At 62.9% G+C, this 22,100-nt stretch carries 31 protein-coding genes; 2 read left to right on the top strand and 29 right to left on the bottom strand.

Features of this window, described 5'->3' with window-relative positions; all coding sequences use genetic code 11:
- Positions 1-797 precede the first annotated feature (797 nt).
- The 3 genes from SJY41_RS20300 to SJY41_RS20290 form a co-directional block, all read right to left on the bottom strand.
- Positions 798-965: a hypothetical protein gene (locus tag SJY41_RS20300; protein WP_380784018.1), complete on the bottom strand. Its 168-nt coding sequence runs from the start codon at positions 963-965 to the stop codon at positions 798-800.
- A 572-nt stretch (positions 966-1,537) separates the two neighbouring features.
- Positions 1,538-1,789 carry a hypothetical protein gene (locus tag SJY41_RS20295; protein ID WP_380784017.1) on the bottom strand — a complete coding sequence of 84 codons (252 nt, stop codon included), beginning with the start codon at positions 1,787-1,789 and terminating at the stop codon, positions 1,538-1,540.
- Positions 1,790-1,998: 209 nt separating this feature from the next.
- Positions 1,999-2,460 (bottom strand): hypothetical protein, encoded by a 462-nt coding sequence (locus SJY41_RS20290; protein WP_380784016.1) that lies wholly within the window; start codon positions 2,458-2,460, stop codon positions 1,999-2,001.
- A 10-nt stretch (positions 2,461-2,470) separates the two neighbouring features.
- On the opposite strand from SJY41_RS20290, the gene SJY41_RS20285 reads away from it, so the two are divergent.
- Both SJY41_RS20285 and SJY41_RS20280 read left to right on the top strand, forming a co-directional pair.
- Positions 2,471-2,848, top strand: a complete 378-nt coding sequence (locus SJY41_RS20285; protein ID WP_380784015.1) for a hypothetical protein — start codon at positions 2,471-2,473, stop codon at positions 2,846-2,848.
- A gap of 133 nt (positions 2,849-2,981) precedes the next feature.
- Positions 2,982-3,179 (top strand): hypothetical protein, encoded by a 198-nt coding sequence (locus SJY41_RS20280; RefSeq protein ID WP_380784014.1) that lies wholly within the window; start codon positions 2,982-2,984, stop codon positions 3,177-3,179.
- Between the two features lie 674 nt (positions 3,180-3,853).
- Here SJY41_RS20280 and SJY41_RS20275 read toward each other — a convergent pair.
- From SJY41_RS20275 to SJY41_RS20150, 26 genes are all read right to left on the bottom strand, one after another.
- Positions 3,854-4,357, bottom strand: coding sequence for a hypothetical protein (locus SJY41_RS20275; RefSeq protein WP_380778077.1), 504 nt, complete (start codon positions 4,355-4,357; stop codon positions 3,854-3,856).
- Positions 4,350-5,276 carry a packaged DNA stabilization protein gene (locus SJY41_RS20270; protein WP_380784207.1) on the bottom strand — a complete coding sequence of 309 codons (927 nt, stop codon included), beginning with the start codon at positions 5,274-5,276 and terminating at the stop codon, positions 4,350-4,352. The genes SJY41_RS20275 and SJY41_RS20270 overlap by 8 nt, the downstream gene beginning before the upstream one ends.
- Positions 5,277-5,761: 485 nt before the next feature.
- Positions 5,762-6,064, bottom strand: coding sequence for a packaged DNA stabilization gp4 family protein (locus SJY41_RS20265; RefSeq protein ID WP_380784206.1), 303 nt, complete (start codon positions 6,062-6,064; stop codon positions 5,762-5,764).
- A 528-nt stretch (positions 6,065-6,592) separates the two neighbouring features.
- A complete protein-coding gene (locus SJY41_RS20260) occupies positions 6,593-6,853 on the bottom strand; it encodes a hypothetical protein (protein WP_380784013.1) in 261 nt (86 codons plus the stop codon).
- 169 nt (positions 6,854-7,022) lie between these two features.
- The gene (locus SJY41_RS20255; protein WP_380784012.1) at positions 7,023-7,349 is read right to left on the bottom strand and encodes a hypothetical protein; all 327 of its coding nucleotides are present in this window, start codon (positions 7,347-7,349) and stop codon (positions 7,023-7,025) included.
- Between the two features lie 593 nt (positions 7,350-7,942).
- Positions 7,943-8,464, bottom strand: coding sequence for a hypothetical protein (locus tag SJY41_RS20250; protein ID WP_380784011.1), 522 nt, complete (start codon positions 8,462-8,464; stop codon positions 7,943-7,945).
- A complete protein-coding gene (locus SJY41_RS20245; protein ID WP_380784010.1) occupies positions 8,464-8,739 on the bottom strand; it encodes a hypothetical protein in 276 nt (91 codons plus the stop codon). Before SJY41_RS20245 ends, SJY41_RS20250 begins: the two co-directional genes overlap by 1 nt.
- Positions 8,717-9,613, bottom strand: a complete 897-nt coding sequence (locus tag SJY41_RS20240) for a P22 phage major capsid protein family protein (RefSeq protein WP_380784009.1) — start codon at positions 9,611-9,613, stop codon at positions 8,717-8,719. Before SJY41_RS20240 ends, SJY41_RS20245 begins: the two co-directional genes overlap by 23 nt.
- A gap of 150 nt (positions 9,614-9,763) precedes the next feature.
- Positions 9,764-10,081 carry a P22 phage major capsid protein family protein gene (locus tag SJY41_RS20235; protein ID WP_380784205.1) on the bottom strand — a complete coding sequence of 106 codons (318 nt, stop codon included), beginning with the start codon at positions 10,079-10,081 and terminating at the stop codon, positions 9,764-9,766.
- A gap of 5 nt (positions 10,082-10,086) precedes the next feature.
- Positions 10,087-10,677 carry a P22 phage major capsid protein family protein gene (locus SJY41_RS20230; protein ID WP_380784008.1) on the bottom strand — a complete coding sequence of 197 codons (591 nt, stop codon included), beginning with the start codon at positions 10,675-10,677 and terminating at the stop codon, positions 10,087-10,089.
- A 99-nt stretch (positions 10,678-10,776) separates the two neighbouring features.
- On the bottom strand, positions 10,777-11,235 hold the full coding sequence (locus SJY41_RS20225; RefSeq protein WP_380778064.1) for a hypothetical protein: 459 nt from the start codon (positions 11,233-11,235) through the stop codon (positions 10,777-10,779).
- Positions 11,228-11,914: a hypothetical protein gene (locus SJY41_RS20220; protein ID WP_380784007.1), complete on the bottom strand. Its 687-nt coding sequence runs from the start codon at positions 11,912-11,914 to the stop codon at positions 11,228-11,230. The genes SJY41_RS20225 and SJY41_RS20220 overlap by 8 nt, the downstream gene beginning before the upstream one ends.
- Positions 11,835-12,092 (bottom strand): hypothetical protein, encoded by a 258-nt coding sequence (locus SJY41_RS20215; RefSeq protein WP_380784006.1) that lies wholly within the window; start codon positions 12,090-12,092, stop codon positions 11,835-11,837. Before SJY41_RS20215 ends, SJY41_RS20220 begins: the two co-directional genes overlap by 80 nt.
- Positions 12,076-12,255: a hypothetical protein gene (locus SJY41_RS20210; RefSeq protein ID WP_380778060.1), complete on the bottom strand. Its 180-nt coding sequence runs from the start codon at positions 12,253-12,255 to the stop codon at positions 12,076-12,078. Before SJY41_RS20210 ends, SJY41_RS20215 begins: the two co-directional genes overlap by 17 nt.
- A 137-nt stretch (positions 12,256-12,392) precedes the next feature.
- Entirely contained in the window at positions 12,393-14,669 is a 2,277-nt protein-coding gene (locus SJY41_RS20205; RefSeq protein WP_380784005.1) for a portal protein, read from the bottom strand.
- 87 nt (positions 14,670-14,756) lie between these two features.
- Positions 14,757-15,614, bottom strand: coding sequence for a hypothetical protein (locus SJY41_RS20200; protein ID WP_380784004.1), 858 nt, complete (start codon positions 15,612-15,614; stop codon positions 14,757-14,759).
- Complete coding sequence (locus SJY41_RS20195) at positions 15,574-16,143, bottom strand: hypothetical protein (protein WP_380784003.1); 570 nt, start codon at positions 16,141-16,143, stop codon at positions 15,574-15,576. The genes SJY41_RS20200 and SJY41_RS20195 overlap by 41 nt, the downstream gene beginning before the upstream one ends.
- A 119-nt stretch (positions 16,144-16,262) precedes the next feature.
- The gene (locus SJY41_RS20190) at positions 16,263-16,694 is read right to left on the bottom strand and encodes a helix-turn-helix domain-containing protein (protein WP_380778053.1); all 432 of its coding nucleotides are present in this window, start codon (positions 16,692-16,694) and stop codon (positions 16,263-16,265) included.
- On the bottom strand, positions 16,687-16,950 hold the full coding sequence (locus SJY41_RS20185; protein WP_380778051.1) for a hypothetical protein: 264 nt from the start codon (positions 16,948-16,950) through the stop codon (positions 16,687-16,689). The genes SJY41_RS20190 and SJY41_RS20185 overlap by 8 nt, the downstream gene beginning before the upstream one ends.
- 33 nt (positions 16,951-16,983) lie before the next feature.
- Positions 16,984-17,799, bottom strand: a complete 816-nt coding sequence (locus tag SJY41_RS20180; RefSeq protein ID WP_380778050.1) for a hypothetical protein — start codon at positions 17,797-17,799, stop codon at positions 16,984-16,986.
- A gap of 468 nt (positions 17,800-18,267) precedes the next feature.
- Positions 18,268-19,458, bottom strand: coding sequence for a VapE domain-containing protein (locus SJY41_RS20175; RefSeq protein ID WP_380778048.1), 1,191 nt, complete (start codon positions 19,456-19,458; stop codon positions 18,268-18,270).
- Complete coding sequence (locus SJY41_RS20170) at positions 19,451-19,771, bottom strand: hypothetical protein (RefSeq protein ID WP_380784002.1); 321 nt, start codon at positions 19,769-19,771, stop codon at positions 19,451-19,453. The genes SJY41_RS20175 and SJY41_RS20170 overlap by 8 nt, the downstream gene beginning before the upstream one ends.
- The gene (locus SJY41_RS20165) at positions 19,768-21,150 is read right to left on the bottom strand and encodes a DEAD/DEAH box helicase (protein WP_380778045.1); all 1,383 of its coding nucleotides are present in this window, start codon (positions 21,148-21,150) and stop codon (positions 19,768-19,770) included. Before SJY41_RS20165 ends, SJY41_RS20170 begins: the two co-directional genes overlap by 4 nt.
- A complete protein-coding gene (locus SJY41_RS20160; protein ID WP_380778043.1) occupies positions 21,147-21,473 on the bottom strand; it encodes a hypothetical protein in 327 nt (108 codons plus the stop codon). Before SJY41_RS20160 ends, SJY41_RS20165 begins: the two co-directional genes overlap by 4 nt.
- Positions 21,470-21,610, bottom strand: coding sequence for a hypothetical protein (locus tag SJY41_RS20155; protein WP_380784001.1), 141 nt, complete (start codon positions 21,608-21,610; stop codon positions 21,470-21,472). The genes SJY41_RS20160 and SJY41_RS20155 overlap by 4 nt, the downstream gene beginning before the upstream one ends.
- On the bottom strand, positions 21,610-21,930 hold the full coding sequence (locus tag SJY41_RS20150) for a hypothetical protein (protein WP_380784000.1): 321 nt from the start codon (positions 21,928-21,930) through the stop codon (positions 21,610-21,612). The genes SJY41_RS20155 and SJY41_RS20150 overlap by 1 nt, the downstream gene beginning before the upstream one ends.
- Between the last annotated feature and the right edge of the window lie 170 nt (positions 21,931-22,100).

Below are 22,100 nucleotides of genomic sequence, written 5' to 3'. Positions count from 1 at the left end.
ATAGCGCGATCGCCTAGGACCTTCAGCCTCACCCGCGCCATAGACGGCACCGATCCCAGCGCCCTCCATGGCCGAGACGCATGGCAAAGGTCCGGTTCGCCTGCATCGCCGCAACTGCGCCGACCCAGCCCCTGCCGGATCGCCGCCGAACACCAGCCGCCGCGCCGAGCGCAGGCACGCGCGCCGCCGAACTCGGTGCCCACCCAAGGGGAGCGAGCCGACGCATGCTGCCCGGCGAAAGCGCGCGAGCACCGCTGTTCTGCTCGTCGGGACGGAGCCTCGCCGCGGCGACGCGTCGAGGTTCTCGTCGTAGGGTTCCAGGCCCTGCCCTGGGCAGCGTATCCGCCAGCGCGCCAGCCTCGTCGAGAAAGCCCAGCGTCAGCGCATTCCCAGCGCCGCGACGCAGCCGCACCCGCCGAGCCGTCGCCGGCGTTCAACAGGCGCTGCTTCGGCCTTGTCGTCCAGCTCAGCACCGATGCGCTCGGTGCCGCCCTTGCCCGTGATAGTTTCCGCGATTTGCTGTCAGCGTTTGCGTCAGGCAGCGCACCGGCGCACCAGCGTGGTCATCCTACTGCTCGAGCCGCGCCGCGTTTCAGGCTTCGTGGCGAGCGAGAATTGGTAAAGCTTCTCCTGCGCCTCGGCGCGACGGCTTCGAGACCGCCAGCCGCGAGAGTTCCGGTCCCTCGCCGTTGAACCTGCACCGCCTCCGCGACTGTCAGGACCGCTTGGCCGAGTTCGACCCGCCGGGGGCAGGCCGCCAGCGGCGACCGCTGCCCCCGTCGTGCCAGGATTCAGGATCACCGCCTTTCGCCCTCTGTCGCGCCGGGAACCGCCAGAACCCAGGACTTCTTCAGAGCCTCGTCGATCTGTGGAGCAGCGCCACCGGCGCCCGGTGCGCGCAGACTCGAAGCCGACGTGTTGCGCCGCTTCGTCTTCTCCTTGATGACCTTCGTCGCTGTCGCCAAGCTGGGGGCCAGTCGCTGCATACGGTAACCGGTCAGCTGCTCCTTCGTCTACCGCCGCGCCCGTGCCGAGTGTCAGCGCTGCGTCAAGGAATCTCGCCTTGCGCGGCCTGGCAACGCGCTCGCGGTGCGCGCTGCCAGGTTCGGCTGCTCGCGATCGCTTCGGGCGCCACGCCACGGACAGCCTCCTGGGACCAGCCAGGGTCGCTGCCTGATCCGCAGGCAGCGTGCGTTCAGCTCGTCCAGCGATCCCGCACGACCGTCTCGCTAGGACGGCAGTCTTCGCTGCCCCCTCGGATGCCTTGCCGCCCGCAGCGCCGGCCGCAGACGAACCCGGCCGCCCCTGAGACGAATAGCTGTCGAGTTCCTTCTGGACCTCTGGCTTCAGCGTTTTCCCGAGCGACTCCCGCGCGCGCCTTCGCCGCCTGTAGCAGCTGAATCCGCTCCTTTAGCTGTCCGGTCGCAGCCATTACTGAATCAACGCGTTCAAGTTCGGGGAGTCGCTGAACGCCCCCTTCTTTTCCCCGCCCTTACCGCCGCCAGCTGCCTTGCGATCGGCACGATCCGAAGCACGCTCAGCGCGAGCGCTTGCGGCGTCCCCGCGAGCGATGCGCCAGCGGTTCCGTGGCACGCTCGCTGTTCGTCACGCGGCGCTCTTCTAGCTCGGCCCGGCGGTCAGCACGCTCATTGTCAGCCCGCTTGTCGTCGGCCTTCCCGCCAACGCCGAGCGTCTCCATGACGCTCGCCGCATGATCCGACCCGACAAGCCCAGCCATCGCGTACGACAGGTAAGCTGTAGCCTCCTTGGCCTTCCCAGCCTTGATCATGTTCGACCGCGGCCTGAGTGTGCGAGGTATCGATGCCGCTGTTCTTTAAGTGCCTCGATCCGCTTCTCCAGAGTGGGACGCCGCCAGGTCATTGTTGCCAGCGGCTAGCGCGCCAAGGGCACCGAAGCCCGTCCCGATCAGATCCTGCTTCTGCGAGGTCGTGTAGCTGTCGCCTGCCTTCTGAAGTGCAGCGGCCTGCTCGGGATGCTTTAGACCGATATCGCGCAGACGTGTTGGCGTTGGGTCAGCCTTGTACGCTTCGACATCCGCCAGGTATGCGGCGTGCTCCTGCTGGTCGAATCGTAAAACTTGTCGCGCGCGCGAGCTGGGCCGGCTTCTTCCTGCCGCTGGTTGTCCGCCTCGATGTTCTGCTTCTGCTGACGAAGCTGAAGGCCCTGCACCAACGGGCTGAAGTCCAACCGCGTCTGCATCGAATTGTAATCAATAGGTCCCATGGCCATCGTCAGAACCCCGCAATCGCGCCAGCTGCTTGCAGCATGGTGTTGTAATTGTTCGCCACGACGTTGCCCCTGGCGATCTGCACCACCCGCGATCGCGGCGCCTTGCTGGTTGAGCAGCGAGCCGATGTTATTCGCCGAGTTCATCGCGTTGTTGCCCACGCCCGCCGCGGCGTTCTGCCCCAGCGAGGTCAGCCCGTTCAGGTTCTGCATCTGGTTCTGAATGGTCGTGTTCAGCAGGTCGGCACGAAAGCGCGACAGGCTGTTCTGCGTGTTGCCGCCCCGAAGCCCGCCAGTTGCGGACGCGTTCGCCGGAATTCGCTTCCTCGCCCTGCTGGACGCCGCTGGTGTACTGAGGCGAGGACAGGAGCGCGCTGATCGACGTCTGCTGGTCGGCTGTGCCGTTGAGACCAAGCAGCGCCATCTGCTGCGTGAGGGAAGCGGTGCCGGCGTTGACGAATGGTTGCTGAAGGCCACGAGCCTCACCGCGCGCGGCTACTTGCTCGGCGATAGCCTTATCTGCGGCGGTTGCCTGCGTTTGAGCTGCTGCCTGCGCACCTTTGGCGGACTGGTTCGCGCCGGTGATACCACCGAGGACTGAACCAATCGCGTCGCCGATGAAACTCAAGCCCGTTGCTCCGAAACAAGTTCAGGAGCACGACCGGACTGTGCAATACGCGGTGGCTAAGGTATGCCACGGCGATTCGGGTATTGCAATACCCGCGGGAGGATGAATGCTGTTTCTTGCTGTCGCGTTGCAGGTGACGACCACGTGCAATCGTTTATTCGATACGGTCACATGCCGCAGCTATGGCGGGCCAACCGTTCTCGTCACCGAGCCCACGGCGCCGCGCTCAACGAAACGCTACGGACATGATGTGCCGCAAGCCAAGGACCTATACATCGGCTGCGCCCTAGCTGCAGAAGGGTGAGGACGTTCCGGTCGGGGTAGACGATGTCGCCCCTTTCAGCGCTGCGAAGTGCCTATTGGTCGCAGGCGTTGCGGTGCAATCGGCTGAAAAACAGGGGGCCGAATGCCTGCCAACTGCTGCCGAAATGCCCCGAGCATACCGGGCGGTGTATGATCTCCTCCCGGCGTCGGCGCGTAACGGCGATGCAATGCAACTAATGGTTGCTGCCGTGGCCTATCGCTGTGGAGAGAAGGGCGCCCCTAACTAACCCTAGCACGACAATGTCAGTCGGCACCCCGCCAACCATGCAAGCCGAGCGCCGCACACCCTCGTCGACAAAGCCTAGACGCCGGCAGTAGTTTGCTGCGGACGGCAACGAGCCGAGCACATAGGCGGTAGCGCGTAACACGTCAGGGGTTGCGAACACCGTATCCAAGAACAGCCTCCCGAGCGCGCGACCGTGCGGGATAGCGGGGCGCAGCATCGCGGCGTGAACCTCGACCTCCCATCGCGTGAACTGAACGGCGATAAACACGCCGACGAGCGAGCCGTCTACGTAGGCGCCGTGGTAGCTGACGAGCGGGTGGTCGATATACCAGGCTCGCGTCCGTCCTGCGCAAGCTTGGCGTGCACCCACGGGTTACAGAGGATGGCGTTGGTCGCGGCGCTATCCTTGATCGGCTGTACAGACAGCATCAGCTCTTCAGTGATTGGTTCGAGCGCCCATCCACGATCAGCGCCGCGACCCGCGACGTAAGTGCTGCGACCTGGTCCATCAGTGCTTGCACATCAGAGGGGGTGTAGACCGCAGAGGCGGTGCCCCCGGCGTAGGCGGGTAAGGCGCTGCGTGAGGCCCCGCCGCTAGGCGCCGAGAACACGGGGCCCACGTTTTTCGATACCTTCGTGTCCGCGAGGTCATAGGCGTCATCCGCGCGGCCCTGTGCGGCATCCGCCCGCGTACCAGCGTCTTCAGCTTTGCCGTCCGCTGTTTCCGCCGCCTCTTGCGCTCCTGTGGCCTTGCCATCCGCGGCCTCAGCAGCAGCCTGCGCATCGCCGACGTCAGCGGGAGCGAGCTCGTAAACGGCGCGTTGCAAGTCCCCATAAGCCTGAACCGCAGACGGGCTGGATCCAATGCCCGACGCCGCAATCTCGCGATCGGTGAGGAACGTGTACTCGTTGTCTGTGACCCTGCTAACCATTCAAGGGCTCCAGTTGAGCCTCCAAGCGCGCGAAGGCCGCGGCGCCGGTGACCAGCCCGGAGAACCGGTAGCCACGCCAGCGCCTGATCCGCCCACCCCGACGCCAGCCCGGCCGCGTCTCACGTTCGCCGATCGCACCAAGCGATGCCGTCCGCTTCTGGCTCCAGGTTACGCCGTCGTCGGTGTAGCTCATATCGACGAACGTCTCGGTGACGGACCGGCCACCCAGCGGCACCAGCTCCAGGTCATGTACGATCGCACCGGCTCGCCCATTGTAAACCAGTGGCGTGTCGAACTGGAACGCGTACTCGGCACCGAACAGCGTCGGCTCCATCTCGTCGACCACCCCGATCGCGCTGACGGTCCCGCACCACCACTGGTTGTTATAGAACGTGAAGTGCCGCGCGGGGTAGGCAAGCGATAGATCAATCCCGCCCGCCAGCCGCGACCACACGGGAAGGTCGAATTGCTGTGATGCCGTCCAGTGATAGACCCACGATTCGGTCGGAAGGTGGACAAGCAACTCGGTCATGCCTGCGCCATTGCGCGCCTCGAGCTCGACCAGCACCAACTCGCTTTCGGTGAGCGCGGCCAGAGCGTCGTCGAGGCCGCGGGGGCTGATCCGAATGCCCTGCCCCGATCCCGCAAGGTAGATCGCAGGCGACTCATTCCGGCCCGAACCGCAGAACGCGAACGTCTCGACGAACGGCGTGAACCCGTGCGGTCCGACGCATCCTTTCGGTATCTGCCCACCACGCGACCGCGCGAACGGGAAGCCGGTAGAACCTCCGTTGATAAAGACCTCGATCGTGTAGCGGTTCAGCGCATAGACCTGCCCACGCAACGCCAGCACGCCAGTTACCGGGTCCGGGGTCCGCTTCCGAGGATCCGTACTTGAGCGGGTCGACCGACGTCGGATCGTTCAGTTCAGTCACGACCAGCGAGGCGCCGTCAGTTGTGATGAAATAGCCATCCTGCCAAGCCATCGAAAGCACCGGCCCGAGGTCGGGATCGGTCACCTGCGTCAGGTTCGTGCCGTCGTAATACCAAAGGTCACCGCCCGATGCGATGCCGAGACGGTCGAAGGACTCGTCCGCAAACGTGACCGGACCGCCAAGCCCGACGTTGCCGACAGCGAGCACATGGCCGGTCGTTGCGACGCGGTATAGGAAGGTCCCCAGCACTTCGCAGATGCTCACCCTTGAAGACATAACCGCCGCGGTCCTCGCCCAGCGTGTCAGCCATCTTGCGCAAGCCCGGCGCTACCTTCAGATAGCCTTTGCTGATGCCCGTCCCGGTGCCCTCGCCGCTCTCCGCGATCGGCATTAGGTTGAGCCGGAAACGAACGCGCGAAATCCGCCGTCGTCTTGGCGTAGATGCCCGACAGGATGGGGATCTGCACCATCAGTACGAGAACCGGCGATAGTATCGCTCACCACCACCATGCGCGACGGACTGCGCGCGCTGTGCTGTCGGGATTGCGAGCGTCTTGGCGGTGGCAAGGTCATACCCGCGCTTGGCGTCTTTGGTGAGGCCAGAACCCGGCGTTTTGCCGAAATCTGCGGCCATCCGGAGCGCGAGGTTCGCGATCACGCCCTGATCCGACCAGCTGGGCGTCGTCATCTCTTCGGCGTCGTTATCGCCATCACTAGGAGTATGACGGAGATCAACGCCGACCGCCGCCCACTCGCCCAGCATCGTATCCAGCGAGTCCCGCGCGCTGGCGCTCGCTCGTCAGGCGTCACGTCGAACTCGTAGTCGCCCATCGCGAGGCGTCCGAAGGCTCGAGAGAGGATGCTGGCTCTGGTGGTCATATAGCACGGCTCCGCATGAATTGCTGGAGCGGTGCCGGCGCCGCTTTTACTCGACGGTGGTGGTATAGCTTAAATGTGGGGTTGTTGGCTAGCCCTTGTCACCATTGCCGATCCAGCACACATTCCCAGCACTCCTTGGAACCAGCATCTGTCACAGTCCCGCAACTGTGACAGCGCCCGCCATCGGGGTTCGCCCGGCGGGTAGACTGCGCGCTCCTCCTTGAGTTGTTAACCTCTCCCACAACCGATGCTAGCCGGCTGAAAATGCGTAGGCACCAAGGAAATGCTCGGATCAAGGCTCACCTCTTTTACCGCCTAATCGGGAAAGATTAATCCCCCGGCGAGCGCCATAACGCGACACGCCAAAGCGGTAAACTCATTTGAAGGATTTACCGTTGGTAAGTGTCTTAACACTTTGTTATTACATGTAGTCCATTAAGAATGCGCGTGTGGCGTTGGCCTCGTCAGCATAGTAAAGGTCGTTTCCGTGGAGGCCGTCGAATATCTCCCCAAGCGCGTTTAGCGCCGCCCAGCCGCCAGTTCGCGCATGGTTGTTGATAAACAGGAGATCATTGGATGCTGCTAATTCGGCCATCACCGCTACAACTTGAGCCTGAGCGTCGGCCGTCGCTAAGCTGAAATCGCTCGGCATACCTGTCATCAACAGGCAGTCGCCGCTCAACTTTGCCTGTGTGATGAGTGCCTGGAGGCTTGTTCGGTAGGTCGCGATAGGGGTTCGCGCTTGCTGTGAGCGCCTCGTTAATTGTTAGCGCAATAATTGTCAGGTCCGGCCCAATTACCGACTGCCCCCTGATCGCACCAAAAGTAAACGCTGAACTAGCAAACACCCATTAAGCCAGCGGTGGAAGAGCGAGCCAACCCGCGCTGACAACATCGACTGCTGGCACGGTGCTATCAAAAGCGATAACACCTGTGATGAACACAAGACCGGAAACACGGGAGAGGTTGAGCGTGTGCGCACCTCGCGTGACCGTGATCGTCGTTTTAATGAACCCGTCTACCCCATCCTGGACAACCGTTTGCAGCACCGCGCCGCCATCTACGGCTGCGGTGAAGGCCCCCAGCCCGGAATTGCGCGGCGAGTATATCTCGATGGTGTCGCTTTGACCCGGAATGGCGAAGTCCATGCTGTTCGTCGTCGTACCGTTGAAGAACATCGGACCGCCGACGCCATCAGCACCGTCCCGTAAGTCCAACCTGCACCGAAGGTCAGACGCGGATCATAGCCGGTTGCGAAAACACCGTTGCCGCCACTGCCCTTGGTGGTGCCAGTACCCATGAAATTCGTATGGACAGCAAGTAGGCCGGCTTGGGGAAATACCCTCAGCCAGAACGTACCCCGAAGCTACGAGCGCGAGCGCCGGTAAGCGCGGGAAATCCGCCACTGCCAGCGCCAACGCCGACCTTCGTGCTATCCCCGACAATCAAGATCCGTCCCCGACCTTTACCCGCCCGCACACGTGCCATCGCTCTCCGCCACTTTGGCAATGCGCCTATCCGGGCAACGACGGCCCGTGCCGTGGGGTCGGCGAGAAAATCCGACGCCAGAAGCTACGGCAGCATCTACCGAGGTCTGAGTTAATGTACCAACCGCCATGGACTTGCCCGCCAGATAAGCCGGGTAATCGAACGACGCGTCAAGCTGGTTATCCGCCTGCCCCGCGTCGATCGAGCGCACGCTCTGCGGCCTGAGTACCAGTGTAAAGCGCGTTGGTCTGCTTGCCATAAGCAGGAACGAGAAGGCGGACGGTCATGCGGCGTTCCTTGCGATATGGGTCATACTGCAGCCCTCACCAGCACGTTGATCCAGACAGGGGTGGTGACGGGGGCTGATGATGTTCGTGACAGCGCCCAGCAGGCTGACGACGATCGTCTTGGGCACGCGCTGCACGAGGATCACGACCTGCGTGTTCGTGGCGCTGTTCTCCTCGACGCTGGCGTCATTGCGATAGGTCGCGCCGTTGGGCGTCTCGGCTGTCGTGGTGACCGCCGGCTTGGTCCCAGCAACGTACGGCATCGGGTAGGTGAACACCGCCCGGCCATTGGCATCGGGTGTAACCTGGATCCGCAACGCCTGCTGACGGTTTGCGCTGGTCAGGCCATCGGCGATAGCCGCGTCGGCCTTCGTCATGGCGCTGTCAGCCTTGGCCAAGACCGGCGCGATAGACTGGTCCATCAGCGCCTGGACTTGGCCGATCGTCACACCTGGAGGCGATACGAGCTGGGCGTGCGCAGGCGTTGCAACAAACGCGAGAAGGGCGAGCCAGCGCATTACTGGACCTGCGCCGATGCGAACGCGTAGGCGACCGCGGCTTTTGTCGTGCAGCTCGTGGACGATACGAACGCGGCAAGCCCGTTATAGAATGGGAGGGGCGCGGGGAATGTGTCGCGCAGCCCGGTATTTATCGCGACAGGCATGCACCAGCGGATCAGGGAAGGCGTCAACGCGCCGTCTGCGGGGACCGTCAGGCTATCGTATAGTACGGCGTACCCAGCCGTCGCGCCATTGACGATGTTGACGCTGCTAGCCTGCCCTACGCCGGTCATTACGACGGCTCCAGATGCGGCGCCGCTCGACTGGGTCTGAACGGCGACGGGGCGGGCGGTTTGAGCCGTGGCAGGCGACGCGACCAATGCCAGCGCCAGTAAGATGATATTGCGCATCAGGTGTCCCCCTGCCCCGGTTCTCAACGTGGGTGACGCAGTCGGGGGTATTCCCGCGCCACCCACGTCGAGCGCGACCAGGCCGCTGATGAGCGACATGTCGTTGGTGTACGCCGGGCCAGCCGACGTCACTTCGCCGATCTCCTGAACCCTTGAGGCCGAGGCGCTTCAGCAGCGTCTTGACGTACGGGGTACGATTTTGGCCAGCGCGCTCGAGCTTTAGCAAGCCAGCTGCCATCACGTCGGTGACGGGGCTGTCCTTACCGTTCACGCGCTTGTCGAACGCATCGGGCGCGTCCTCCAACATATACGCATACTGCTGCAGAAACTGGTCCGAGCCGGGCCAGCGATCGACAGCGGGGTCGCCCGGCTGCGCGCCATCGGTCAGAGAGATACGGGCATCCTTGGCGGCGTCCTTCACCGCGTCCAGAGCGCCTTCGTGGCGTGCCTTCTCCGCTTCCGCGTCCGTGACCGTGAGGCCAGCGGGCGCGTTGTCGGCGAGGTTCGTGCCGGTCGTGTCTTTCTTGGTCGTCATCGTGTCCGCTCCGGATGCCTGATTGAACATGACGACGCCGGCCTGGTCGGGCGCGAGAAGCGCCGTGCCGAAGTCGATGTCGACGCGAGCCTTGAGCGACAGGTCGTTGATGTTGCCCTGGCGCGTGTAGGTGATCGGAAGACCGAGAACCGGCGTGGTTGCCTTCATCACCGACCAGCCGTCGCCTGCATCGACCTTGAACGAACCCGGCAGCAGCAGCACCGAGCGACGCGAGAAGAACCGGGTAGATCTCCGCGGTCGTGGTGTTGAGCCACGCGATCGTCGCACCGTTTGCAGGCGTGGCGGGCACGTTCTGGTATTCGCGGCCGGCGATCGTCGCACCACCGTTCGAGATGATCGCAGGGGCGATCGTCAGCGTGTTGGTCGACGCGTCGACAGCAATCGACGCGGAACGTCTGTGGCTGGCCGGTGTCCTGCTTCCAGATCCGGTGCATCGCATCGACGCCCGCCATCGGCGAAGGCATCGCCCTGCTTGACCCAGGCGATTGCAGCAGCAGTCACGACGAGCTGCGAATAGCGGTTGTCGCGGTTGACCTGCTCGCCGTCCGGTTCGGTCGTGAACGCGGCAGGCTCCCAGTACTGGTTGGCGCCGTTGACGGTCGTGGCACCGCCAGCAGCCGCAGCTAGGCGGATGGGCTGGTCGTCGCGATAGACCTCGTCGTTCGCGATATCGATCAGCTTCGTCTTCTCGTAGGCCGAGAGATCGGACGCCGTTCATGGTCTGACGGCTGGCGAGGTTGGATGCCATGCCGATCGCGGCGCGCGTGCCGATGAAGGCAACGCGGTCGTCGACCGGAACGCCAATCTCGTCCATCTGCGCCTGGGCTGACAGCGAGGTCGTCGAAGCCGGTCGGCGCAACGGTGCGTTTGGTGAAGATCGCGGCCTCGAGCGCGACGCGACGGCGAACCGCGGCGTTCACGTCCGATGCGAGCTTGGCCTTCGCCGAGTCCATCCAGCGCGTCATTGCCCGCTCGTTGCGCAGGTTCTTCGACGACAGCACCTTGGGGCTAGCCTTGTGGAAGCCGACCGATGCCGGCACGACCAGTTCGGTCAGGCCGTCGAAGTTGCTGGTCTGATCGAATCCGTCGTAGCTCGAGCCGATCATCGGCGTGTCGACCCAAACGCGATCGCGCGTGTAGACCATTTCGGCCGGGGTAAGCTCGTCGAACAGCGTCGCGGCCTGCCCGTAAGCAAGCTGATCCTCGAATGCCTTCACCATGTTGGTGAATGCGACGCGCTCTTCCTTGAAAAACGATGAAGCCATGTGGTGATCCCTGAGTAGCGGGGCCGAAGCCCGGTTTCGCCGCTACTCAGACATCACGGTTGTCTGGGGACCGATGGCGCGGGTATCCAGATACCCGAACTATTCGGCCAGTGCAAGCGTTTCCGGTGGCCCCTTCGAGGAGCCCTTCCCACCGGTTTTGGTCGCACGCTCAGCCGCCAGCTCGGCACGCAGCGCGGCGATCTCGTCGTCCTTCGCGGTCGTTGCTGCGGCCATCCCGGTCACAACACCATGCGCGGCCTGCGGGCTGATATCCCAGCCATCAGCAGTCAGCGCCTCGGCCTCGTCGGCGGTCTCGGCGATGATCGTGTCGCACAGCAGCCCGGCGAACTGGTTATCGATCCGCACCTCGCGTGGGCGCCCGTCGTTGTGCGTCGTCAGGACCGTCGTCTCTTCGACATCGGTCATGCGATACATCATCCGGGGGTATGCGGAGAGGTATTCGCTGGACGTGTTCTGCGCGTCCTTGTCGAGCCGCGAGAACTCGGTTTCCATCGCTGCACGAAGCAGCGCCTTTTCGCGTGCGGTCAGATTAGCCACGGCGTTTCATCTCCAAATCACGATCGTACTTGATGAGTGCGGAGTAATCCCCGCTGGTGTCGGCATCGCGTTCCAGGCGTGCGCGGCGGGCGTCTCCCTTAGCAGCGCCGCCAGTGCCGCCCCGCACCGGCTCGATCGGCGTTGTTGCCGGTTTGCGTCGTTCCACCTTGACCTCCTTCGCCATCACGGCTGCTTCTGCGATGAACTCGGCGGGATCGTTGACGAGGGCTTTCAGCTTATCGAGGCTGGCGGCGGACGTGCCGAGATACAGCATCAGGCCCGCACCGTTGCCTCGCGCCGCCTTGATCAGCATCGCCTGCTGCGTTGGATCGAACGTGTCCTCGACCTTAGCGCGCGCCGCATCCTTGCCGGTGACACGTAGAGCGCTCCAGCCGTCCTCGAACGCGCGCTGCTGCGTGTTGAACTTCTCCTGCGCCTGGCGGATCGATTTATCGCGAGCCGTTACTTGAGCATCGGCGTTGCGCTTCTTGTCGATCCACGCCTCGACAGCCTCGCCGTGCGCGTCCTCGTCGTAGTCGAAGTCTTCAAGCTTCGGGCGCGCGCCAACCTCGACGGGCGCAGCGCCAGCGCCTTCAAGCTCACGGACGCGGGCCTTCTGACGCTTCAGTTCCTCGCGAAGATTCTCGGATGCCCTCGGGCTCGTCCTCGCCGCGGACATCGTCAGCACCGAACGTGACGACGTCTTCCTCTGCATCGTCGTCCTGGTCATTGCTGTCGTCGTCGAGATCGTCAGGCTCCTGATCGTTATCGTTCGCCTCAGCATCCGCCTCCTGCTCGTCGTCGAGATCCAGATCGGGTGCGTCTTCGGTGAAGTCGTCTTCAAGCTGCGTTGCCATCAACCCGCACCTCCTCAGCCAGTAGGTTCATGAGAAATACAGCGTCTTCAGCACCTAGATCGCCAATAACGTAGCGTAAGATGTCCGAGTGGGTATGATCGGCGTCAAACGTGACGCTATCGCCATCATCACGCACAATCGGCTCTCGCTTAATCTCTGCCATCCGGCGCCTCCGGATGGCCGTGCACGACCCAGCTTACCAATACATCAGCATCTGCAATGAACTGCTTCAGGTTCAACAGCCCTCCAGGGGGTGCGGGCATAGAGGCCAGTTGCTGAAAGGCCCAAATACGGATTTCTTCAACTTGCATTGTCTCTCTCCGGCTGGTTCATCTGTCGTTCGTGCTGCTCGACGCGCATGGATGCATCGACTGCGCCCATCGTGCGGTCGTGCTGGTGCTGTTCGTCGGTGTGCTCGATGTTCGTGGCGCGTTCGACCTCGTCCAAGACCTGCGCACGGTCGTCGCGATCGATCGTGGCGAGTGCGGCCGCGGTCTGCGCCTTGGCCTTCTCGGCGTTGGCTTCGGCGGTGATCCGCTTCGTTTCTGCCTCGATTAGCGCGACCTGCGCCTTGGTCTGCTCAGCCTGGGCGAGCATGAGTTGCGACTGCGCAACGATCATGTTCGGATCCTGCTGCTGACCCGCAGCCTCTGCGGCCTGCTGCAACTGCGCCGCCTCTTCCTCACTCGGCTCGACCCAGCCGCCTTGGAGCCCCTGCTTACGGATGAACGAGCGGTAAGCCTCGGTGCCTTCGCCCTCGATGTTGAGGACAGCGACACCCAGTGCGGCGTCTGCATTCGCGGCGTTGCCATTGGCGGTGTAGGCCGATGCGAGCCCAGTCATCGACTTCACCGTCGCATCCTGGCGCGTCTTGGTCGCAGGGCCGACGTCGACCACGACATCGTACTTGCCCGTCGTCAGGTCATTCACGCGGTGCTCGCCGCCATCATCGGTACGCGGCTCGGCGAGCGTGATGGTGGACTGCTTACCCTCGGCGTCGAGGCTGACCATCTTGCGGCCCTCCTCGACGTAGAGATCGCCGGCCATCGAAAGCCACACGCGCCCGCAATGTGTCAGCGCCAGCGAGAAGTTATCGTGCCAGAGGAAGTCTGTCACATCGCCGCGGTCGTTCACCAGCTGTATTGCAGCGGCCGACGTGTTCGCGGGGACAGTCTCGGGCTGGTCGTTCATCCCCATCAGATCGGGAATGTCGGCGCCGGCCACCTGGATCAGCGCTGCGGTCGCGGGCGAGACCTGAGCGGCGGGCAGCGTTCCCGACATGCCAGCTTGGATGATCGCGCCGTTCTCATCGTAGATCGGCTTCAGCAACAGCACGGCAGGCCGCTTGACCTTACGGCTAGCCCACGCGTCGAGGATCGCGGTATCGACCTGCTCAGGTGCAACGATCGGCGTGTCATCGCTCGGCCCGCTCGCGGACTCGGCAAGGTTGCTGACGACGATGTTGTAAAGCCTGGTCGCATCGATCGCCGGCCGTACCATGCCCTGCGCGCGCTCGATGCCCTGCACATACGAACGCTCGGCATAAAGCGGGATGATCGGGATGAACTTGCCTGGGATCGTCGTCGGGCCTTCGAGACATTCCGCGCCAGTCAGTAGGTAGCGGCGAACGATCTGGCGCTTGATCCGGCGCTGCTTGATCTGCTCGTAGCCCTGCTGCTCAAGCTCGCTCTCCAACGTCGGCTGGTCGTCGCGCTCAGCCTTTAGATCGGCGTCATCGAACGTACGCTCTTCGGGGCGCATGTCATCGGCGAGTACATTGACGCCCTTCATCTGGAAGGTGCGGCGCAGTACCGAGCGGTCTTCAACCTCGAAATACTCAGCCAGCGTCAGGCTATCCGGCTGAATCCAGTCGTAATCATAGTTGCTGACGCCATCGAACGTGGAAGGCGTGGCATCGGGGTACTTCTCTTCGAACGCATCCCGGCTCAGCGTGGTCAGCAGGAACGCGAACCGAGCGTCCGACTTGTCCTGGTGCTTGGCGTCCAGGTCGAAGAACATCGACTGATCCGCATCATAGATCGGCTCGAACCCGATACGCTGATTCTCGTTCGCCTCGTCTTCGTCATCTTCCCAGCGATCACGCAGACGCCAGCCACCCAGCCCGCCGTCAATCGCCTCGTCGAACGCGTTGTCCTGCGCAGACCCGAAGCCACCCGGGCTGTCGAGCATATCGGCGCGGTACAGTCCGTCGAGGTTGTCGGCGCTGGCTCGGTCGCTGTCGTCGCCCTTCGGTTTGAAGTCGACCTGCTTGCGGCTCGAACGGTACTCGCCTTTGACGCGGCGGATCGGGCGCAGAAACTTCGGCACCTCCATGCGGGGCGCGCCGGTGTCGATCGGGTCGCCGTTGTCGTCGACGGTCTCGCCGATCGCGTACTGGCCTTCCCACTGCGCTCCACGGATACGGGCAAAGCGGCGATCAGCCAGGTTCTGCATACGCTCTTCACGCACCACGCCCCAGATCGCGTCGAACCGCTTCATGGCCCGCTCGTGGACCTTCGCGTTACGCTCGCTCGTGGTCTCGCGCTTGGGTGCCGTGGTGTCGTCGGTGTCCGCCATGACCGAACCAATTACGCGCGCGAACCGGTTCGGTCATTTTGTCTTAGTTTGTCTTAGCTGTGTCCGATAACGCTCTTTCTCGGACACTCAACCTCGCCTGAATCCGACCGACATCGAGGGCACGACGACCGATGTTGCGGCCTTCGGTTTTGCCGTCTTGCGGACTGCAGCAGTCTCGAACGCCTTGTACCCATGGCTGAACTGATCGTGCAGCGGCTTATCCTTCCACACCGACAAGCGATCGTCCCACTCCTTGCGGTAGCTGTCGAGGCAATCGACCAGTCGGGCGCAACGCTCTTCGTCAATCCAAACGGTGGGCAGGTATGCACGGCTCGCGTCAATGCCGTCCTGTTCAGACGAAATGCGCGGCACGACACGCACCGGCTTGATCCCCACTTCCTCGGCGTGCTGGCGGGCGCTCTTGGCGTCCTTGCCCAGCCGGCGATGGTCAGCATCGTGGGGCATGAAGTGCTCACTGTAGTTGTACCCTCGCCTGGTCAACTCGGCTCCGTAATGGTTGAACCCCTCCCCGCTGTTCTCGTAATAGTCGATCAACCGGCGCTCCATGCCAACGTCTTGCCAGAAGCAGAGCGTCATCGCGTCCCCGACGCCCAGATCCCACGTCGTGTAGACCGGAATGTCTAGCACCGGGATACGGCATATCCGGCCCTGCGCGCGCATCTTTAGCATCTGGGGGCCGAAGTACGCGCCCTCCACACTGGCCTCGAATGCCTCGTCAGGCGTGGATGGGAACTCCTGCTTCATCTTCTCGCCCTGCTGCTCGGCTTTCTTCACGTACCAAGCGCGCTGCCCCTTGGTCAGGTTGATGCCGAATACTGCCAGCTTGGAGAAATACTCGCGCATCTCTGTGGTTTCGACGACATCAGCGTCGAGCGAGTATCCCTCATCCCGGTACCAGGGGTAAAAGTGAAACCTGAAATCCAAGTCCGTCAGAATTCTTACCCGCATCTTGGAGTTGCCGGGCCGTCTTTACCATATCGTGATACTCGCCAGCGCGCCCTTCCGCGGTGCTTTCGATCGTGATCACCTGGCCTGCTGCGACCGTGTTGAACGCACCTGACACGACCTCTGCGGCACGCTCGGGGTACTTGGCGCAAAGCTTTCCGAACTCCGAAACGTGAAGCCTTTGTAGCGTGCCCGATCGCAACGAGGTGCCGACGCGGATGCTCGACCCATTGTTGAACCGCAAGCTTTCCGCGCTGTCGTTGTCGGCTGCGCGTATCTTACGGAAGGTCGCCGGCAGGTGGTCATAGGCATACTTGATCTTGTCGCGAAAGAAGGCCTTCGCATCGACCAGGTTATGCGCAATCACGCCAGCAGACAGGTCCGCGAGAAATAGGCAGTCGTCCAACATGTCGAGCTGGATTACCGTCGTGAACCCGCGTTGGCGCGCCTTGAGGATGATATCCAGCTTCCAACGGTTCAGAATGAACTCTTCCTGGTCCTCGTTCATGCGGAACGGTACGCGCTGCCCCTGCTTGTTCTTGATGTCATAGAACCCCCCCCGGAGCCGCGACAGCTTGTCAGGGTAGCGAGCCATCATCGTGGCCATGAACTCGCGCTCTACGGGACTCAGCGTTCCCCCAGCCACGCGCCCATGTCCTTCGGTAGTTCATGCTCCACAGTGGTCTTGTCGCGCCACTGCTCGGGCTTGCGGTTCTTCAGCCAGAAGATAGCGGCGGTGGTGTCTGGCGGATAATGCTCGACGTAGGGTTCTACGATCGGGACGCCATCAGCCATCATGATCTTGACCGCATCGTGGCTGTAACCGAGTGCACGACGGTACAGCGATTGCTCCACACGCGCATCGGCTGTTTCCTTGCCGACCTTTAGGGCCTCCGAAAATTCCGGCTGGGTATGCTTCCAAAGGTAGAGAGTGCTCTCCGCGACCTCAAAAAACTCCGCCGCCTCCCGATCAGTAGCCCCCAGCGAAGCTAGCTTACGCGCCTGCTCGACAAACTCGGGCTTGAACGATGTTGGACGGCCAACCTCTCGCTTATCCACGTGCAAACTCCCTCTGCTTCAACCGCCGCGTCCGGTTCCTGATAGCCCACGGTGTGCGCCCCATCTGCTCGGCGACCGCATACGCCGGAAGGCTGGCCGACAACCGGCGCAAGACCTGGTCGTCCTCAGGCGTCCACGTCATCCGCGGGCGTTCCTTCATCACCACGACGCGCAGCATATCGGACTCGGCGGTCGTCAATGCACGGGTGCGGCAAAGCTGATCTGCGAAATGGATCGCGATGTCTTCGGTTCTCATAATCCCCCTACTCCCCCAACCCAAAAAGATGCGTCATGCGGAGGTGGCCGGGGTGGCGCCAACGAAAGTCATGCCGTGCGCAGCGCAGTATCGGCGGAATGCAGCTTCATGCAGTTCACCCGGCAGCATATCGATGCTGTGGCCCAGCGTGCCGCCCTTCCATGATCCCTTGCGCTTGCCAGTCTCAGCGCTGAACCAGAGGTCGAGCGAGCGGCGAACCTTGTTGCGGCGAAACAGCGACAGGAACTTGCACCAGCGCTCGCCGAACGCCCATTCACGTTCCTCGATCTTCGTCGTCGCTGTGATGCGCTCGCCGTCGTAGTCGTCGAACTCGAACAGCGCGCGGGGGCATACCTCCTGCAACCGCTCGTTCTCGTCGCTCTCAGGTGTCCTCCACTTGGCGCGGTTGTGAAGCTTGGCGAACAGCGTGCCATCGATGCCGTAAAGGCGATGCCCAACGAACCGCCATTGCGTCCAAGGCAGGAAATAGCCCCACCGTTGCTCGGTGCTGCTGTCGTTCGTGACGCGGCCTAGCGAAACCGACAGATAACCCTCAGTGACCGAGAAGCCATATTCCCGCTTGCCCATATCCCAATAGCCGCCAGCCGGGTTGCTCGACCACGGCGCGGCGCTGGTATCGACCCAGCGCTTCCACGGCTTCACGATGGGCGGCAGAATGACAATCAGCGTGTGGCCAAACGCGCGGAGACGGAGCGTGGAAAACTGCTCGTCATCCTCGTCGCCGTTCGACGTGATCTCGACTGCCAGCGGCCGATAGGTCTTCTCGCGAGCATAGATGAAGCGGCCCAGCCGGCGATCGTTGTCGCTCCAACGGTAATATGCACTCATCTTCCTGCTCCTTCATTCGTAACGGGGGACATTGGCGATCCGCAGTGGTGGGCGAGATACCCAGCGGCGTGGCTGACCTCGATGTCGTACTTGGCGGCTAGTTTGGTGGGGTCCGCGCGTCTGATCGCTGACGGGTCCGCACGCAGCATGGCGACGATGAAATCGGTGAGGGGGAATTTCATGGCGCGGTGACCACACCCGGGGTGACTACACCCCTAGTTGAAATCGGAAGCCGGCCTGAAACACCCTCAGCCACCCCTATATTCCACTCTATATCTTTATTTATAAAATAGGGTGTAGTCAGTGTAGTCAGGGGGGTGAAAGCCGCAGAAATATGCCGTTTTTGCTGACTACACCCTAGTGTGGTCAATGCGTAGTCAGGCGTGTGGTCAAACGGCCGCATCGGTCCCAAGTGACTACGCTTGGTCCCCGATTGACTACGCTTGCGGATGGGGGGTGTAGTCCGGGTCATTCCGGCATCCTCCAGAGCCTCGCGCTGCGGCGGGTGCCGTCAGGCTGGCGCTCTTTGCGGACCACTTGCGACCATCCCAGATCGTCCATGATCGCGGCAATGCGGTCCTTTGCGCGTTGATCGTGTTGGGCGACCGGCATCTTCAGCGCGTCGGTCAGCAACTGCGCCGAGGTGTACGCAAACCCTGGCGTCAGGTGGTTTGCGACCGTGTCTTCCCACACGTCGCCCTGCATGCGGCTATCCTGCTCACGGATCGCCAGAGAGGACTCTTCCTCGCTCAACCACCAGTTCTCGCCATCGCGGAACCTCGTCAGCGCCTCAGCCCATAGCTGGTCGCGCTTGCGCTCAAGGCGGGGAAGGTCGATCGCCGTACAGGCAACCGGCCAGAAGCGCCGATTGCCGGTGCTGTCCGTAAGATACCCCTGCCCCGCCTTCGGGTTGACCGACGCGGCAAGCACGCACTGGCGCGGATACTCGACGGTATGCCGACCGTACGACGGGCGGGTCTTGTCGACCTGCATCGTGATGATCGCCTTGACGAGCTCGACATCAGCCTTGCGCAACGCGGAGAGCTCCGCGAACTCGACGACCCACTTGCCAGCGATCTGCTCGACGAAGCGCTTATGGTCGCGCAGCTCGTTGACCATTTCCGTGAAGTAGGAAGCGCCAAACAGGGTGCGCAGTGCGGTCGACTTCTTCAGCCCCTGCGGACCCTCTAACACCAGCATCGTGTCCATTTTGCAGCCGGGCTGATAGACGCGGGCAACGGCACCGATCATCCACTTGGCACCGACCGCGCGCTCGTATGGCCCGTCCGCGGTGCCGAACAGAATATGCAGGAACCGATCGAGCCGCTTCGTACCGTCCCACTTCAGCGCGTCGAGATATTCGCGCACCGGATGGTATTTATTGAACAGAGCCGTGCGTGCGACCGCAGCCGGGATGTCGGTCTTGCTTGGCGAGAACCCGGCCTGCTCGATCATCGTCTGAATGTCGACGTAATCGCTATCGCACAGCGGATCGCCGCACCATTCGACCTGCCCGGTCAGCTCGTTGTGACGGATCTGCTTCCCCAGGCCGGGTACATTCTTCATGTACTGCATGAGGTTGTAGAGCGTTTTCTTCTCACCCTTCGACCCGACCTGCAGGTTTCCGCGCCACGCGTTGAGAGGGATCGGCTCACCCATTGATCTGTTCCAATGTCAGCGCGACCGCGTCATCACCGGAGCCATCGGTGGAGCGTGCGAGAATATATGTTCCGCCGGCGCGGTTGAGCGCTGCGGCAAAGGCTTGTTGTTTCGGGCGCCAGGCATCGCGACCGACTTTGGCCTCGATGCCGATCATGCGACCGTTGACGCAGGCGAGGATGTCAGCCGAACCCGGCAGACCATACCGGATCATGCGGCCCTCGTTCTTGAGCGCGCCGGTGTTGTTCGACCACGCGAGACCGAGCGGTGAGACCGCCAGCAGGAGCTTGTTGACGAGATCGTGGTGCGTCATGCGCCTGCCGCCCACTGCTGGCGCTGGCGCATGATGTGGCCGGCCCACTGCGACGGGTATTTGTACCGACGCTGACGGCCGAGCTCGATCAGATCCTGCAGGGTGCGCGCTGACTTGAGCTCGGTACGCTTGCGCGCGCGGATGGCGTCGAGATCGACTACCTCGAGTTCGCCTTCGACTTGCTCAATCTCACGGCTCTGGATCGCGTAGGTGTGGCCGCAGCCGGGGCACTCAGGTTGGGGTGCGTGGATCAGGAAGCATTTTGGGCATTGCTTGACCGGCACCTCGGATTTCTCCCCACGCTTCTTCTTCGGGCGATCGTCCAAGGTCCATTCGCGATCGTCGTCGGGCAGCCCGTGACGCATGGCGTTGCCCGCGTGGTCGAGAATGATCGCGTGCGGCTTGCCCTCGGCGGGACGCAGACCGCGGCCGATCTGTTGAAGGTGGAGAGACAGCGATTGCGTCGGACGCAGCAGGATAACCGCCTCGACCGCGGGAACGTCGAAGCCCTCGCCGAACAGGTCAGCGTTGCTCAGGACGGTGATCGCGCCGCTGGTGAAGTCCGATACGATCGCGTCGCGCGCACCGCTGTCCATGCTGCCGTCGACATGTGCGGCCGCGATCCCGGCGTCGCGGAACTGCTGAGCGATGTTCCGACTATGCTCGATCGATACCGCGAACACGATCGCGCGCTTGCCTGCTGCGAGCCGCTGATAGTGCGACACCGCGTCGCCGACGATCGACGGTTTATCCATGATCTTGGCGAGGTCGTCGCGTTTGAAGTCGCCGCCCTGCGAGGCGACGCGCGACACGTCGGTCGACATCGCCGGCGCGTAGAGCTGGTAATCGCACAGCGCACCCTGCTCCATGAGGTCGGCGACCGATGGCCCCTGCACCATGCTATCGAACCATGTGCCCAGCCCGCGGCCATCCAGGCGCCAGGGCGTGGCGGTCAGGCCGACGATCTGCGCACGCGGGCAGGCCTCGTAGATAGCCTGGTACTGCGCGGCGCCCATGTGGTGGCACTCGTCGAAGATGATCAGGTCGGGCGGAGGAAGCTTGCCGAGCCGGCGCGCAAGGGTCTGCACCGAGCCGACCTGCACCATCGCATCGGGATCACCGATCGACCCACCCATGACCAGTGAGTGCGGGATCTCCATCGACCAGAACGTGCGGCTGGCCTGCAGGATGATCTCGCGGCGGTGAACGACCCACCAGCACCGGCGACCGCGCTCGGCTGCAGTCTTGACCATGTACGCAGACGTGACGGTCTTGCCGCCCCCCGTCGCGAGCTGCACCAGCACCGTGCGGTCCATGCTGCGGAACTGCGTGCGAATGTCGGCAATCAGGTTCTGTTGATACGGGCGGAGCTCGATCATGCGTAGGCCCTCCGCATCATGTCGGCCGAGAAGATCAGGGACTCGATCGCGACCCGGGTGAACGCGAGCGACTGCGGGTCCGCGCTAGACAGCGATGCCAACGTCGCAATGCGTGCAGCCTCGGCGAGAATGAATTGTGCCTCGGGATTGGCTCGCCGCAACGCCGCAGACGCGCGATCCCGCAGCCCCATGATCTCGACCCGCGTCGCCATCGAAAGAGGGTCGCAGTTCGGGTAGTGGATGCTGACCGCGGCGCGGTACGCAGCGTCCATGTCCGGCACCGCACGCAGCGGTACGACGTTGGTGCGGGCCGCGGCGGTCACTTGAGCAGGTTCCGCAACCGAGCCGCAGCCTGGTCGGAAATGGCCGAGCGAAACTGATACGCGAGGATGCGGACCCAAAGCGGTTCGGCCTTTACGGCCTCTTGGACGGCTTCGCGGGCGATACGGGCGGCGGTCATCAGTAACGGCTCGCAACTTCGCGGCGGTGCTTCTCGACCATCGCGTTTTCGTTGGCGGCTATGACCTGCGGTGCGTTCCGCTCGTCTGCTGCCCGCTGATCTTCGACCATCTGCAAGGACTCTGCGGCGGTGAAATGCTTGCCGCGGAGTGTCTTGTAGAGCTCGCGATAGGCAGGGTGGATATGGGCCAGCTTGCCAGCGCTAACCGCAGGCGCGCGCTTCCGGGCAACCTCGACCGTGCGACCCTTCTCGAAATTACGAGCTCCGACGGTACGACCCAGAAGGCTGCACCGAGCCGCGTAAGCAGGATCCTGCATCATGCGAACTGCTACGGATCGAACCGATGCGAGCCGCTGGGCGCGAACTTCCGGATCCGCATATGAGCGCTTCATCGCGACTGACATAGAAGCGCGCTTGTCCGGATCCGCGTTGACAATCGCGTTGGTGCAAGCCTGACACCGACCCTTTGACCGATAGCTGATCTTGTCCC

Origin of the sequence: Sphingomonas sp. R86520 (assembly GCF_042466285.1) — a bacterium.
Classification (GTDB): Bacteria; Pseudomonadota; Alphaproteobacteria; order Sphingomonadales; family Sphingomonadaceae; genus Sphingomonas.
The sequence above is the reverse complement of the archived record's forward strand: the minus strand, read 5'-3'. Positions and strand labels throughout refer to the sequence as shown.

Coding starts and splice junctions, on each gene's coding strand:
- SJY41_RS20155 (WP_380784001.1), bottom strand. CDS start 21,610: ATGACCGCCGCCCGTATCGCCCGCGAAGCCGTCCAAGAGGCCGTAAAG.
- SJY41_RS20255 (WP_380784012.1), bottom strand. CDS start 7,349: ATGTTCTTCAACGGTACGACGACGAACAGCATGGACTTCGCCATTCCG.
- SJY41_RS20205 (WP_380784005.1), bottom strand. CDS start 14,669: ATGGCGGACACCGACGACACCACGGCACCCAAGCGCGAGACCACGAGC.
- SJY41_RS20185 (WP_380778051.1), bottom strand. CDS start 16,950: ATGAGAACCGAAGACATCGCGATCCATTTCGCAGATCAGCTTTGCCGC.
- SJY41_RS20175 (WP_380778048.1), bottom strand. CDS start 19,458: ATGGGTGAGCCGATCCCTCTCAACGCGTGGCGCGGAAACCTGCAGGTC.
- SJY41_RS20285 (WP_380784015.1), top strand. CDS start 2,471: ATGGTCGTGTTCAGCAGGTCGGCACGAAAGCGCGACAGGCTGTTCTGC.
- SJY41_RS20230 (WP_380784008.1), bottom strand. CDS start 10,677: ATGGCTTCATCGTTTTTCAAGGAAGAGCGCGTCGCATTCACCAACATG.
- SJY41_RS20250 (WP_380784011.1), bottom strand. CDS start 8,464: ATGCGCTGGCTCGCCCTTCTCGCGTTTGTTGCAACGCCTGCGCACGCC.
- SJY41_RS20150 (WP_380784000.1), bottom strand. CDS start 21,930: ATGATGCAGGATCCTGCTTACGCGGCTCGGTGCAGCCTTCTGGGTCGT.
- SJY41_RS20165 (WP_380778045.1), bottom strand. CDS start 21,150: ATGATCGAGCTCCGCCCGTATCAACAGAACCTGATTGCCGACATTCGC.
- SJY41_RS20295 (WP_380784017.1), bottom strand. CDS start 1,789: ATGATCAAGGCTGGGAAGGCCAAGGAGGCTACAGCTTACCTGTCGTAC.
- SJY41_RS20290 (WP_380784016.1), bottom strand. CDS start 2,460: ATGCAGAACCTGAACGGGCTGACCTCGCTGGGGCAGAACGCCGCGGCG.
- SJY41_RS20210 (WP_380778060.1), bottom strand. CDS start 12,255: ATGGCAGAGATTAAGCGAGAGCCGATTGTGCGTGATGATGGCGATAGC.
- SJY41_RS20170 (WP_380784002.1), bottom strand. CDS start 19,771: ATGACGCACCACGATCTCGTCAACAAGCTCCTGCTGGCGGTCTCACCG.
- SJY41_RS20275 (WP_380778077.1), bottom strand. CDS start 4,357: ATGGTTAGCAGGGTCACAGACAACGAGTACACGTTCCTCACCGATCGC.
- SJY41_RS20280 (WP_380784014.1), top strand. CDS start 2,982: ATGCTGTTTCTTGCTGTCGCGTTGCAGGTGACGACCACGTGCAATCGT.
- SJY41_RS20195 (WP_380784003.1), bottom strand. CDS start 16,143: ATGAACGAGGACCAGGAAGAGTTCATTCTGAACCGTTGGAAGCTGGAT.
- SJY41_RS20220 (WP_380784007.1), bottom strand. CDS start 11,914: ATGTCCGCGGCGAGGACGAGCCCGAGGGCATCCGAGAATCTTCGCGAG.
- SJY41_RS20215 (WP_380784006.1), bottom strand. CDS start 12,092: ATGGCAACGCAGCTTGAAGACGACTTCACCGAAGACGCACCCGATCTG.
- SJY41_RS20180 (WP_380778050.1), bottom strand. CDS start 17,799: ATGAGTGCATATTACCGTTGGAGCGACAACGATCGCCGGCTGGGCCGC.
- SJY41_RS20245 (WP_380784010.1), bottom strand. CDS start 8,739: ATGACCGGCGTAGGGCAGGCTAGCAGCGTCAACATCGTCAATGGCGCG.